This window comes from Streptomyces sp. NPDC043738, from assembly GCF_056436545.1.
In genome coordinates, this window is record NZ_JBWKCJ010000004.1 from 168,941 (window position 1) to 181,556 (window position 12,616).

The following is a 12,616-nucleotide window of genomic DNA, read 5'->3' on the forward strand; positions in this document are numbered from 1 at the left end:
AGGAACACAACCCTGATGAACCACGACGTCATCGTGCTCGGGGCCGGCCTGGCCGGGCTCGCCGCGGCACGGGACCTGAGCGCGGCCGGCGCGGACGTGCTCGTCCTGGAGGCGCGCGACCGGGTCGGCGGGCGCGTCGAGCAGGCCGTACTGCCCGACGGCCGGCTGGTCCAGCTCGGCGGAGAGGTCGTCGGCCGGGCCCACACCGCCTACCTCGCGCTGGCCGAGGAACTCGGCCTGACCCTGGTGCCCAGCTATGTGGCCGAGCCCGGCCGGATGGCGCGGGCCACCGCGGAGGGTGTCTCGGCCGGTGAGCCGCCGCACTGGTTCGGCCCCGGTGACGAGGCCGGCCACCGGCGGGTGACCGAGGCGTTCGTCGCGCTGGCCGGGACCGTCGACCCCGAGGACCCCTGGTCCCATCCGCACGCGGCCGCCCTGGACCGGCTGTCGGTCGGCGACTGGCTGCGCTCCGAAGGCGCGAGCCCGGCCGTCGTCCGCCTCTGGGAGATCGGCCAGCTCGCCCTCGCCGGCGGCTCGTACGAACGCACGTCGCTGCTGGCCGCGCTGCGCAAGCACGCCGCGGTCCCCGGAGCCGGCGCCTACGACTACGAGGACTGGGAGGGGCTCCGGGTCACCGAGGGCTCGGCGACCGTGGCGCTGCGGATGGCCGCCGGGCTCGGCCGGCGGATCCGGCTCTCGGCGCCCGTCGAGGAGGTGGCGGTGCGCGCGGACGGCTGCCGGGTCCGGCTGGCCGGCGGGGAGAGCGTCACCGCGGGCGCCGTCGTCAGTGCCCTGCCGGCCGGCCCGCTGCGCCGGGTCGCCGTGACCGGTGTCTCGGAGGCTCGGCTCGCCTCGCTGCACCGCCAGCGCCAGGCGGTGGCGGCGAAGTTCGCGGCGGTCTACGACCGGCCGTTCTGGCGCGGCCTGGAGCTCAACGGGCTCTCCGAGTGCGAGGGCGTGCTCGGCAGCACCTGGCCGCAGAGCGAGGGCGTGCTGTCCGCGCTGATCCCGCCCGAACGCTACGGCGTGCTGTTGGGGATGCCGGCGGAGCTGCGCGACCAGGAACTGCTGGGCGACGTCGCCCGCCTCTACGGGGCCGAGGCGCTGCAGCCGTTCAGCTGCTATCTGCGGATGTGGGGCACCGATCCGTGGACCCAGGGCTATGTCACGCAGTGGAACCCGGGGGACGTGATGGCGGTCGGCCCGCTGCACGGCACCCACGAACCGCCCTTCTACGTCTGCGGATCCGACCAGTGGGTGGCCGGCTACATGGAGGGCGCGGTGCGCACCGGCCGGGCCGCGGCACGGGAGGTGCTGCGCCATGGCTGAGCCCGGTAGTGCCCGAGCGCTCCTCAACCATGTGGCGGGCGCCGACCGCCCGGCGGCCTCCGGTGCGACCACGGACCTGGTCGACCCCGCAACCGGGAAGGTGCACCGCAGCGCACCGCGCTCCGGCCCCTCGGACGTGGACGCCGCCTGCCGTGCGGCCGAGGCCGCCTTCGCGCACTGGTCGCTCACCACTCCCGCGGAGCGGCAGCGGGCGCTGCTGCGGATCGCCGACGCCGTCGACGCGCACGCCGACGACCTGGTGGCCGCCGAGGTCGGGGACACCGGCAAGCCGCCGGAGCGGTTCCGCACCGACGAACTGCCCGCGGTGGCCGACACCTTCCGCTACTTCGCCGGGGCGGCGCGCAACCTGCCGGGCGCCGCGGCCGCCGAGTACACCGAGGGCCGCACGTCGCTGCAGCGCAGGGAACCGGTCGGGGTCTGCGCACAGATCACCCCGTGGAACTATCCGCTGATGATGGCCGCGTGGAAGGTCGCCCCGGCGCTCGCGGCGGGCAACACCACCGTCCTCAAGCCCGCCGACACCACCCCGTCCGCCACCGTGCTGCTGGCCCGGATCGCCGCGGAGGCACTGCCGCCCGGCGTGCTGAACGTGGTCTGCGGCGACCGCGACACCGGGCGGTCGCTGACGGCGCACCCCGTGCCCCGCCTGCTCGCCCTGACCGGCAGCGTCCGGGCCGGCCGGGAGATCGCCGCCACCGCGGCGCAGGACCTCAAACGGGTCCACCTGGAGCTGGGCGGCAACGCGCCGGTCCTGGTCCACGACGACGTGGACGTCGAGGCCACGGCGGCCGAGCTCGCGGCCGTCGCGTACTACAACGCGGGCCAGGACTGCACCGCCCCCACCCGGCTGCTGGTGCACCACCGCCGGTACGACGCGTTCGTCGCCGCGTTCGCGGCCTGTGCCCGCACGCTGCACACCGGCCCGCCCGACGACCCGTCGGCCGACTACGGCCCACTCAACACCGCCGCCCAACGCGACGCCGTGCAGGGGATGTTGAGCCGCCTGCCGCAGCATGCCGAAGTGGTGACGGGCGGTACCGCGCCGGCGCGGCCGGGCTGGTTCCACTCCCCCACCGTGGTCGCCGGGGCGCGCCAGGACGACGAGATCGTGCAGGAGGAGATCTTCGGCCCGGTCGTCACCGTGCAGCCGTTCCGCGACGAGGACGAGGCCCTGCGGCTGGCGAACGGGGTCCGGTTCGGGCTGGCGGCAAGCGTGTGGACCGCCGACCACGAGCGCGCCATGCGGGCCGTGCGGGCGCTGCACACCGGGATCGTCTGGGTGAACACCCACGGCACCACCGTGTCCGAGATGCCGCACGGCGGCGTCAAGCACTCCGGATACGGCAGCGATCTGTCCCTGGCCGGGCTGCTGGACTACACCCAGGTCAAGCACGTGATGCTGTGAGCGAGGGGCCTGAGGGCCCCGGGGCCCGGGAACCGCTGATCCGAAGATGTCGGTGCCCCGTGCTAGGGCCTGTCCGGGGGGGATCTTTGATCCGTATGGTGATAGGCCATGAAGGGTCTGATCTTGCTGTCCGCTGCGTTTGTCGTTTTTGCAATGCCAACCTCACTGGTTTGGCTGCTGGGGCGGCGCTTGAGGGTCTCCAGCTGGATGCTGGTCGTGTTCTTGCTGGCCGGGTGGCTGACTGTGTTCGTCGGCTGGGGCCTCTCGCAGCGTGCGCAGCCGAGCCTGTTTCCCGATACGTCGCCCTGCCACGGCATCAGTGCCACTTCTGTCTCGCAGTACTTCCCGCCCGACTCGTTCTGCCTCCACGCGGACGGAGAGTTGCGGACGGTCAATGGGCCGAACGCCAAGCTCGTGTTCTGGACCGCCGCCAGCACCACCTTGGCGATGGCGATTGCCGCCGCCGTTGCACGGCGTCGTCAACGAGGTTGATCGCGCTCGCCTCATCAAAGGCAACCGGGCCTCAACCGCCCCTGCTGCCGCGAGCCTGGCGGTTGGCCCGCTGGTTCTTCGGCTCGGGGATGGTGTGCTTGATCTGGCGTATACGCAGGTGGCGGCGGTTGCGGCGAGACGAGTACGCCTTGTCGCCACCGAGATGGTCGGGCCGGGTGCGGGGGCGCCCCCGCCGTCGAGTCGGCCGACGCGGAGGCGTTCCATGACCGGGATGAACTGCGGGACCGCGACCCGCGAACTGCGGGAGATGTACGTGCGGATCACCGCCTGACGGACACCTCGACCGGGCGGGCACGGGGCTGCGACGTATCGACGCGTCGGCCCCTCCGCCATGGCGCGGAGCCTTCAGGCCACCGGGTCCGGACCGGTGTCGTCTTGGTCCGTGCTGGTGCAGGATCTCGGCAGGTGCCGCAGGGCGAAGACGCCGAGTGCGGCGTGGAGGATGCCGGCGATGACGGCGACGAGGTGCAGACCGGTGACGAAGGCCGCCTTCGCATCGCCGATGACCGCGGCCGTGAGGCCGGGGACCTGCAGTGTTTCGTTGAGGGTACCGGCGATGCCGGGTCCCTGGAGGCGGAAGACCAGGGCGGCCAGTGAGCCGAGGAGTGCGATGCCGAGGGCGTTGCCGATCTCGTTGCTGGTCTCGGCGATCGCTGCCGCGGACCCGGCGCGCTCGGCGGGAACCGCGGCCACCGCGGTGTCGGCGACCACGCTGAAGGAGATCCCGTAGCCGAGGCCGGCGACGACGGTGGCGGCCACGTACCAGCCGATACCGCTGGAGACGCTGGTGACCAGCAGCAGGAGCAGACCTGCGGCGACGAGGAGGTGGCAGCTGATGAGCGCTGCCCGTGTACCGGTACGCGCGACCAGTGCCGGTGTGACGACGCAGGTGACGGTGAGCACGGCCGCGCCCGGGAGCGCGACGACAGCCGCGTGAAGCACCGTCAGTCCGAGGACGGACTGGAGGTAGATGCCGCCGAGGTAGGCCGTCGCCGACCATGCGGCCAGCGGCAGCAGTCCGGTGACGGCCGCGATCGTGAACACCCGGTCGCGGAAGAGACGGAAGTCGATCAGCGGGTGGTCGAGGCGGAGCTGCCGCCGCGCGAACCACCCCAGAGTGACGATGCCGGCGATCCCGGTGGCTGCCGGGGTCGCCGTCAGCCCCTCCGCGGCGATGTGCTTGATCGCGTAGACGGTCAGCAGGATGCCCGCGGCGGAGAGCACCACGCTCGGCACGTCGACGCGGCCGGCCCGGGTGGCACGTACCTCGCGGAGCAGAAGCGGGGCCAGGACCAGGAAGAGCACGACGACGGGGAGATTGATCAGGAAGACCGAGCCCCACCACAAGCTGCTCAGCAGCCGTCCGCCGACGACCGGGCCGATCGCGAAGCCGGCGGCGAAGGTGGCTGCGAAGATCCCGATCGCCCGCGCCCGCCGACGCGGGTCGGTGAACAGTTCGCCGAGCACCGCCAGCGCCGACGGCAGCAGCGTGGCACCGGCCGCACCCATCAACGCCCGGAAGGCGATCAGCAGTTCCGGCCCAGGGGCGAACGCCGCGCCCGTCGAGGCCGCACCGAACACCGCCGTGCCGGTCATCAGCAGCTTCAGCCGCCCGTACCGGTCGCCGATGTTCCCGAACGCGATGAGCAGGGACCCGACGGCGAATCCGTAGACATCCAGGATCCACAACGCCTGATCGGCGCTCGGCGACAGCGCCTCGGAGATCTTGGCCATCGCCAGGAACAGGACCGAGCCGTCCATCGCGACCAGCAGTACCGGGCCGAGTACCACCAGCAGACCGAGCCATGCCCGCGGGCCGGGTGAGGGGGAGACACGTGGTGCATTCATGTCTCCGACGGTGCGGGGCCGTCCGCCCGGCAACCATCCCCGCGTCATGGGTACACCTCACAGGGACACCCGGACACCGACCGCGGCGCCTACGCTCGACGTCATGGAACTGGAGAGCCTCGGGGCCTATCTCAAGACCCGCCGCCACCGGGTCACGCCCGCCGACGTCGGCCTGCGCACCTACGGCACCGCCCGCCGGGTACCGGGCCTGCGCCGCGAGGAGCTCGCCCAGCTCGCCGGCGTGAGCGTCGGCTACTACACGCGACTGGAGCAGGACCAGGCCGGTACCGCCTCCCGGCAGGTCCTCAACGCCCTCGCCGACGTGCTCGGGCTCGATCCGACCGAAACGGCCCACCTGCACAACCTCGCCCGTCAGCCCACCACATCACGCCTGGTCCGCCCCCGCCCGGAAACGCCGCATCCACGGGTGCTCTCGCTCCTGGCGTCCCTGGGGGACGGCACGCCGGCCGTCGTGCTCGGCCGCCGCGGCGACGTGCTGGCCTGGAACCGCACCGGACATGCCCTCGTCGCCGAGCACGTCGACTTCGCGGCGCCGAACGATCCCGCACAACGGCCGTCCGTCCCGCGGATGTTCTTCCTCGACGCCCTCGCCCGAGACCTGCACCGGAACTGGGACGCACTCGCCCGGATCCATGTGGCCTACCTGCGGCTCACCGCGGGCCGGTATCCCACGGACGCCCGGCTGGCCGAGTTGATCGGCGAACTCGCCATGCGCAGCCGGGACTTCGCCGCCCTCTGGGCCGAGGGCGACGTCGCGGACTGCACCGTGGGCACCATGCACCTGCGGCACCCGACCGTCGGCGACGTCGACATCGACTACCAAGTGTGGCTCCAGCCCGACAGCCCCGACCACCGGCTGGAGGTCTACACACCCAACGACACCGCCTCGGCCGACGCGCTGCGCCTGCTGTCCCGCCAGGTCGCCGACGGCATGTGCGGGACCGGGCCGGCCTCCGCCGAGTTGCCGGCCGAACGGTCAGGAGACGAGCGAGCGTCCTGTGGGTGCCAGTCTCAGGGTTCGAGGGGCCGCCGTCTGCTCTCTCCCGATACCCGGAAGGACCTCGTCCCGTATGAGGGGGTGGGCCTGTAGCTCGGCAAGGTGGCGGCGGTACGCCTGCTCGTCGGGGTAGGACGTGAAGACGGCGGTGACGTTCTCTCCGGTGCGGACCGGCAGCCTGGTGAACGTGTTGTGCGCCGTCTCGGTGGTCAGGACGGCGAGTGGCGCGGGTCCCGTCCTGTGGAGCACGGGGAGGAGACCGTCCCGGACGAGTGCGATGCCGTCGGGCCGTCCGGGAGGGAAGGACCAGACGGTGGCGGAGACGAAGGCCTCCGGTGCCGGAGTACCGGCCCGGGGCCGCTCGGACGGGCGGACGGCGAAGCCGCTCCCGGCCGACAGGGGCCGCAGCAGCAGGACGTCGTCGGAGTCGACCATGGTGGCGTTGGCCTGGGGGCCGTGCTCGGCCCAGACGGGTCCCCCGTAGAAGGCCGTCAGCGCACGGTGCCGTACCGCCATGTCCCCGAACCCGCGCAACCACACGAACCGGTCGGGGTCGTCGAGGTCCCGGAACTGGCCGAGTACGACCATCCCGGTCGCCTCCTGCGTCTCGACGAACTCCCGGTCGAACAGCTCGATGAGTTCGTCGCGCCGACCGGGGCGCAGTGTGTACTGGCGAAGCTCGATCAGGGCGGGGCGGTCGACGGGGTCGGTGGGGGACACGGTGCAGCTCCTCTTCGCTGTTCTTCTCCGGGCGCGGGCTTTGCGGCCGTACGGTCGCAAGCCGGGCGCTGATTGACGCTAGGGGGCCCGTGTGCCACCTGCTGTCAGGGTTTTCGAGGAGAATGCGGCCATGTCCGCCGGTCGACTGCTGTCGCTGCTGTTGTTGCTGCAAGCTCGTGGCCGCGTGTCCGCCCGAGGGATCGCCGACGAGCTGGGGGTGTCGGTGCGGACCGCCTACCGTGACGTGGCACGTCTGCAGGCCGCCGGGGTCCCGGTCTACGCCGAGCCGGGCCGCGGCGGCGGCTATCAGCTGCTCGACGGCTACCGCACCCGCCTCACCGGGATGAGCGAAGGCGAGGCCCGGGCGCTGTTCTTCGCCGGACTGCCCGGACCCGCCGCCGACCTGGGCCTCGCGGCGGAGGTGACGGCGGCACGGCTGAAGCTGCTGGCGGCGCTGCCGACGGGGCTGCGCGAGGAAGCCGCACGGACCGCCGCGGTGTTCCACCTGGACGCTCCCGGCTGGTATCGGGAACCCGAACAGACGCCGCGGCTGGCCCTGCTGGTCGATGCGACCCTCACCCGGCGTGCGGTGGATGTGCGCTATCGGCGTTGGCGCGCGCCGCGGGAGGTGCGTCGCCGTCTCCGCCCCTACGGTCTGGTGCTCAAATCCGGTGTCTGGTACCTCGTGGCCGCCGGCGCGGAGGATCGGATCGCGACCTACCGGGTCACCCAGGTCCTCGACGCGGTGCTCAGCGACGAACGGTTCGACCGGCCGCGGGGCTTCGACCTGGGTGCGTACTGGACGTCCTACCTCGACGACTTCGAGACCCGCCGCTACACGGGCACCGCCACCGTCCGCCTCTCCCCGCGGGGACGTCGGCGCCTGCCCGACAACGTCCCCGCGGAGGTGGTGCGGGCGGTCGACTCCACCGCGACAGCCGTCGGGGACGACGGCTGGGTCGAGGCCGTCGTCCCGATCGAGAGCATCGACCACGCCTGCGGGGAGCTGCTGCGGCTCGGTATCGACGTCGAGGTCGTCTCACCCGCCGAACTGCGCCAGGCCATGGCCGCCACCGTGGGCGTGCTCGCCCGGGCCTACGACGTCCACTGACGCCGGGAGGCACATCCGGCGTTCGCGGTGCCCCGGGTTCGAGGCCCGGTAGGGTGGCGCTCTTCGGGTGGCCCGGCGCTCCCGGAGTCCCAGAGGCGGCTGCCCATGAATCTCCGCTCCATGACCGCTCGTTCCGATGCCGCGCTGCACCGCGAGTGGCGGCTCCCCGCTGCCGATGCCGTGCGGGGGCGTCGAGCCCTCTGGTGGAGCGTCGGGCCTGCCGGGGAGCTCGCGGTCATGTTGGTCCACCGGCGGCACCTCGATCACGCCCGCTACGTCAAGGGGTGGATCGGGTGGAAGCCGAGAGTCCCGTTCACCGGTGAGTTGGTCACCGTCACGGGGCGGGAGGAGCGGCGCATCTTGGTGAAGGACATCCGGATGCGGCCCAGCCACTTGGCCCTGCTCCCGGATTCCCGATTCGTGCTGGTCGGCGGCCGTACGTTCCGGAACGGGACGGACGGCCGCTGGACGCCCAACGCCGTGGTGTTCTCCTCATCGGGTACGCCCGAAGCCGAGTTCTGCGTCGGCGACGACATCCCCGCCCTGGTCACCGACGTCCACGGCGGCATCTGGACGGCTTACGGTGACGAGGGCGTCTACGGCGGCCACCCCGAGTCAGGGGCGGGCCTCGCGGGTTGGAACACCCGGGGCCGGGCGGTCTGGGCTCCCGAGGGACGGCTGCCCGATCACCCGTTGGAAGGCTGCACCGCCGCGACCGAGGACGAACGGGTCTGGCTCGTGTGGTACTCCGGCAGCAGCAAGGGCGGCACCTTCCTGACCCGGATCACTCCGTCCACCGGCGACGTGGTCAGCCATCGCAGCCCCGTCCACGGACCGGACGGGTTCGCGGTCCGCGGCAACCGGGCAGTGCTGACCCGCCGGGACCACAACAAGCGGTCCGTCGAGCTCGTATCCGCCGAGTTCGACGGCGCCGCCTGGGCGGTGACCAGCCGCCACCGGCTTCGGGTGCCCGGTCGGGTCGTCATGCGCTGCGGCCAGGGCCGCGACGGCTCCCTCTGGCTCCGCACGGGCGACACCTGGCTGCGCCGAGAAGTGTGAACACCCCGACGTCCCCCGCCCGGACCGTGGCGCTGGTATCCGGACGGAACAGAAACGGACTGTCGTTCCAGCACGATCTGTTCCATCCGCGAGGATCATGCATATCTAGGGGGAATCATGCGCAGCAAGCTGGCCGGCCTGATCGGTCTTGTCGCCTTGGCCGTTGCCTTCGGGGCCGGAGCCACGGTGCACACCTTCGAGGCCGACGGGACCGGGAAGGGTGTGCACGTTCTGGCCACCAACGAGGGGCCGGGTTCCGGCCAACGATGAGGGGTCCGGGCCACTGACCCCTGCCTTACGCCTGTGTGCTGCAGCAGAAGGAGCCGAGAGTGCAGCACACAGGCGCGCGGCCAGGCGAGCCGAGGACGGCCCGGGGGATGTTCATGACGGCGAACAGTTCCTCGGCGCTGTGCAAGTGCTCCCGGGCGACTTCCTGCCGTCCCAGCGACTGCTCGGCCTTGGCCATGCCGTGCAGTCCATGCGCCATACCCATGCGGTATCCGATGCTCTGTGCCCTCTGATGGGCACTTCGGTGCAGGGCGAGTGCCCTCTCGTGGTCGCCTGCGCGCTGGTGGACCAGTCCCGCGATGTTCTCGACCTCGCACTGCCAGGTCACCGTGCCCAGAGGGCCGACGAGTGCGAGTGCCTGCTCGATGTACGTCATCACCTCGTCGCCCTGTCCGCTCCGCTGGTGGAGGACGGCGCGCAGAGCCAGGGACATGGCGCGGTTCCTGGGCATCACGGAGTCCTCTCCGAGTGCCAGGGCCCGCTCGAGGTACCTCTGTGCCGATGCGTCGTCGCCTCCGTCCAGGTGCGCGATGACCAGGTCGTTGAGGGCGGCTACCTCGTGCTCCTGCTCCCCGACTTCCTGGCAGAGCATGACGGCCCGTTCGGCGGCGGCGATCGCTTCCGTGGTCCGGCCCTGCCACAGGTGCAGGGTGCTGAGATTGCACAGGGCGATGGATTCCCGTCTGAGGGTTCCGAATTCGCGGTGGAGCCCGATTCCCCGCAGCAGGAGGTCGTATCCCTCGGAGAGGCTGCCGAGCACGATGTGTGCCCAGCCGAGCAGGTCGAGGAAGGCCGCCTCGCTGACGGGGTCCCCGTGCGACCGGGCCACCCGCAGACCTTCCTCCGCGGCCTCCTTGGCCAGCCGGAACTCTCCGAGTATCTGGTGGGCCGAGGCCAGGTTGGCCAGGCTCAGGCACAGGGCCTGGGTGTCCGCCGCCCGGCGGGCCGCGGCCACCGCGACCTCGGCCAGCTCCCGGAAGTCCTGGATGGCTCCCTGCGCATGCAGGTGGAGCACCGTGTTTCTGGCCAGGTAGCTGGCCAGGCGGTGGAAGTCGTGTTTCTGTCCCAGCCGGACGGTGGCCTGAAGGCCCCTGCTCTCCCGGTCGTACCACCGGCGGGCGGTCTGTGCGTCGCGGAACGCGGGCAGCCCCGGCGCGTCGCCGGTCGGAGCGGACGCACACTGGCGCAGCCCGGGGAACAGGATCCGGCAGGCCTCGTTGGTGGCACCCAGGTAGTAGTTCAGCAGCCGGCCGACCGCCGTGTCCTTCTCGTGCCGCACGGAATCGTCCCAGAGGCTGCGGGCGAAACTGCGGATGAGGTCGTGGAAGGAGTACCGCCCCGCCTCGTACTGCTGCAGTAGTTGCGAGTCGAGCAGGTCTTCCAGCATCTGCTCCGCGTCTTTGGGCGTCATGTTCGTCAGAGCGGCGGCCGCATGGGGATCGAAGTTCGGCCCGGGGTGTACTCCCAGGAGCATGAACGCCCGGCGGTGCTCCTCGCCCAGGGCTTCGTAGGAGAGCTGGATGGTGGTGGCGACGCTGCGTTCGGTGGAGCGGAGCTCCGTGAGCAGGGCGTCCTCCTCGCGGAGCCGGTCGACGAAGTACTGCAGCGTCCAGCGGGGGCGGTTGTGGAGCCTGGCCGTGGCGATGCGCAGCGCGAGCGGCAGGTGCCCGCAGAGGGTGGCCAGTGACTTCGCGGCTTCAGGGTCGGCGGCCACGCGTTCCTCGCCGAGAGTCCGGGCGAGCAGCGCCGCGCTGTCCTGCGGCGGCAGCGTTCCCAGCGATATCCAGTGGGCCCCGTCGAGGTCGAGCAGTCGGCATCGGCTGGCCACCAGGACCAGGCATTCGGACGTGACGGGCAGGAGCGGGCGTATCTGGGCGGCCTCGGCCGCGTTGTCGAGGACCAGGAGCAGTCTCCGCGAGGCCGAGGCGGCCTGCCACATCGCGAAACGGCTCTCGGTGTCATCGGGGACGGCGCTGTCGGACGTGCCCAGGGCGCGCAGCAGTATGCGCGTGGCCTCCTCGGGCGCGAGGGGGTGTTCCCCAGGGGTGAAGCCGCGCAGATCGATGTAGAGCTGCCCGTCCGGATACGAGGCGGCCAGGCGGTGGGCCGCACGCACGATGAGGGTGGTCTTGCCGGCGCCGCCCATCCCGTCGACGGCGACGATCCGCACCCCTTCGCCCGCCTCTCCCCGGTCGAGCAGGTATCCGAGTTCCAGGTGGCGGCCGGTGAAGTCCGGTAATTCGTACGGCAGGGTGCACGGGGCGTTCTCGGCGGCGCGCGCTCCGTCGGACGGTCGGGGGGAAGGGGCCGACGGCGCCGGTGAGGGCGTGTCCAGTTCGGGGCTGGCCCGAAGGATCTTCTCGAACAGGCCGGCCAGGTCGGGACAGGGACTGATCCCGAGCTCCTCCGCCAGCAAGTCCCGTACGGCGGTGTACTCGTGGAGCGCCTCGGCCTGCCGGCCGGCACGGTACAGGGCGAGCATCAGCTGGGCGCGCAGGCCCTCGCGCAGCGGGTAGGCGTCGGCGAACTCGCGTATCTCGCTGACGATGTCGCTGTCCTCGCCCAGCTGGAGTCTGAGCGCGAAGAGCTCCTCCACCGCGGCCAGCCGCCGTTCCTCCAGGACGGTGGACGCCGCGTCGAGGACCGGCCCACCCGTCCCGTTCAGCACCGGGCCCCGCCACAGCGCGAGGGCCTTGCGCAGCTCCCCGGCCGCCGCACCGAGCTCTCCCTCGGAGCGGCCGGATGCGGCCCTTTGGACGTGGCGCGAGAAGAGGTGCAGGTCGACCTGGAGCGGCTCCACGGACACGCGGTACCCCGCGTCCTCGGTCACGATCAGTGCCGGACCATCGGGTATGCGCCGCCGAAGGTCGGCAATGGCTTTGCGGACCTGCTGTTTGGCGGTATCGGGTCCGGCTTCCCCCCAAGCCGTCTCGATGAGGCGCTCGATGGGCACCGTCCGCCCGGACTCCAATAGCAGGCACGTCAGAATGCGTTCTTGAAGCGGCCCGCCGAGCTTGATCCGATGCCCGTCGGCCAGGCATTCCAGGGATCCGAGAACGTTGAATCGCAATTCGCGATCTTCTCTTGTCATCAAAGTGCACCCCCCATGTGCTGCCTGGAAAATACCAGTTCGAGGTGACTACCGCAGCGCGCGGTACCGGACCGGTAGGTGAGTGGTATCACCGCCAGGCAGGCTCCTCGCAGCCACCGAAAGTGGCGCTCCTCCGCACCTCCCGAGGCATCCGACCGGTGCCGGAGGCGGCGGATCCGGAAAAGCGCTCGGATCGAAATCCCTGCGCGAGTA

Annotated in this window: 10 protein-coding genes and 1 pseudogene; 7 read left to right on the forward strand and 4 right to left on the reverse strand. The window is 71.6% G+C overall.

The window, feature by feature from the left end:
- Positions 1-15: 15 nt before the first annotated feature.
- The 3 genes from AC0680_RS08030 (at position 16) to AC0680_RS08040 (ending at position 3,247) form a co-directional block, all read left to right on the forward strand.
- The gene (locus AC0680_RS08030) at positions 16-1,329 is read left to right on the forward strand and encodes a flavin monoamine oxidase family protein (RefSeq protein ID WP_478625909.1); all 1,314 of its coding nucleotides are present in this window, start codon (positions 16-18) and stop codon (positions 1,327-1,329) included.
- Complete coding sequence (locus tag AC0680_RS08035) at positions 1,322-2,755, forward strand: aminobutyraldehyde dehydrogenase (RefSeq protein WP_478625911.1); 1,434 nt, start codon at positions 1,322-1,324, stop codon at positions 2,753-2,755. Before AC0680_RS08030 ends, AC0680_RS08035 begins: the two co-directional genes overlap by 8 nt.
- A gap of 108 nt (positions 2,756-2,863) precedes the next feature.
- The gene (locus AC0680_RS08040; RefSeq protein WP_478625912.1) at positions 2,864-3,247 is read left to right on the forward strand and encodes a hypothetical protein; all 384 of its coding nucleotides are present in this window, start codon (positions 2,864-2,866) and stop codon (positions 3,245-3,247) included.
- Between the two features lie 34 nt (positions 3,248-3,281).
- On the opposite strand, the pseudogene AC0680_RS08045 reads toward AC0680_RS08040, so the two are convergent.
- Both AC0680_RS08045 and AC0680_RS08050 read right to left on the reverse strand, forming a co-directional pair.
- Positions 3,282-3,490: pseudogene (locus AC0680_RS08045) on the reverse strand (IS5/IS1182 family transposase); the annotation flags it as partial.
- A 123-nt stretch (positions 3,491-3,613) separates the two neighbouring features.
- On the reverse strand, positions 3,614-5,116 hold the full coding sequence (locus AC0680_RS08050) for an MFS transporter (protein ID WP_478625914.1): 1,503 nt from the start codon (positions 5,114-5,116) through the stop codon (positions 3,614-3,616).
- A gap of 103 nt (positions 5,117-5,219) precedes the next feature.
- Between AC0680_RS08050 and AC0680_RS08055 the strand changes: the two genes are divergently transcribed.
- A complete protein-coding gene (locus AC0680_RS08055; protein WP_478625915.1) occupies positions 5,220-6,227 on the forward strand; it encodes a helix-turn-helix transcriptional regulator in 1,008 nt (335 codons plus the stop codon).
- Here AC0680_RS08055 and AC0680_RS08060 read toward each other — a convergent pair.
- The gene (locus AC0680_RS08060) at positions 6,114-6,854 is read right to left on the reverse strand and encodes an NIPSNAP family protein (RefSeq protein ID WP_478625916.1); all 741 of its coding nucleotides are present in this window, start codon (positions 6,852-6,854) and stop codon (positions 6,114-6,116) included. The genes AC0680_RS08055 and AC0680_RS08060 overlap by 114 nt on opposite strands.
- A gap of 130 nt (positions 6,855-6,984) precedes the next feature.
- Between AC0680_RS08060 and AC0680_RS08065 the strand changes: the two genes are divergently transcribed.
- The 3 genes from AC0680_RS08065 to AC0680_RS08075 all read left to right on the forward strand — a co-directional run bounded on the left by AC0680_RS08065 (position 6,985) and on the right by AC0680_RS08075 (position 9,294).
- Positions 6,985-7,965: a helix-turn-helix transcriptional regulator gene (locus AC0680_RS08065; protein WP_478625918.1), complete on the forward strand. Its 981-nt coding sequence runs from the start codon at positions 6,985-6,987 to the stop codon at positions 7,963-7,965.
- A gap of 120 nt (positions 7,966-8,085) precedes the next feature.
- Entirely contained in the window at positions 8,086-9,024 is a 939-nt protein-coding gene (locus tag AC0680_RS08070; RefSeq protein ID WP_478625919.1) for a hypothetical protein, read from the forward strand.
- Between the two features lie 117 nt (positions 9,025-9,141).
- A complete protein-coding gene (locus AC0680_RS08075) occupies positions 9,142-9,294 on the forward strand; it encodes a hypothetical protein (RefSeq protein ID WP_478625920.1) in 153 nt (50 codons plus the stop codon).
- A gap of 25 nt (positions 9,295-9,319) precedes the next feature.
- Here the strand turns inward: AC0680_RS08075 and AC0680_RS08080 are convergent, their stop codons facing one another.
- Complete coding sequence (locus tag AC0680_RS08080; protein WP_478625922.1) at positions 9,320-12,403, reverse strand: AfsR/SARP family transcriptional regulator; 3,084 nt, start codon at positions 12,401-12,403, stop codon at positions 9,320-9,322.
- Positions 12,404-12,616 lie beyond the last annotated feature (213 nt).

Coding starts and splice junctions, on each gene's coding strand:
- AC0680_RS08080 (WP_478625922.1), bottom strand. CDS start 12,403: ATGACAAGAGAAGATCGCGAATTGCGATTCAACGTTCTCGGATCCCTG.
- AC0680_RS08065 (WP_478625918.1), top strand. CDS start 6,985: ATGTCCGCCGGTCGACTGCTGTCGCTGCTGTTGTTGCTGCAAGCTCGT.
- AC0680_RS08055 (WP_478625915.1), top strand. CDS start 5,220: ATGGAACTGGAGAGCCTCGGGGCCTATCTCAAGACCCGCCGCCACCGG.
- AC0680_RS08035 (WP_478625911.1), top strand. CDS start 1,322: ATGGCTGAGCCCGGTAGTGCCCGAGCGCTCCTCAACCATGTGGCGGGC.
- AC0680_RS08030 (WP_478625909.1), top strand. CDS start 16: ATGAACCACGACGTCATCGTGCTCGGGGCCGGCCTGGCCGGGCTCGCC.
- AC0680_RS08040 (WP_478625912.1), top strand. CDS start 2,864: ATGAAGGGTCTGATCTTGCTGTCCGCTGCGTTTGTCGTTTTTGCAATG.
- AC0680_RS08075 (WP_478625920.1), top strand. CDS start 9,142: ATGCGCAGCAAGCTGGCCGGCCTGATCGGTCTTGTCGCCTTGGCCGTT.
- AC0680_RS08050 (WP_478625914.1), bottom strand. CDS start 5,116: ATGAATGCACCACGTGTCTCCCCCTCACCCGGCCCGCGGGCATGGCTC.
- AC0680_RS08070 (WP_478625919.1), top strand. CDS start 8,086: ATGACCGCTCGTTCCGATGCCGCGCTGCACCGCGAGTGGCGGCTCCCC.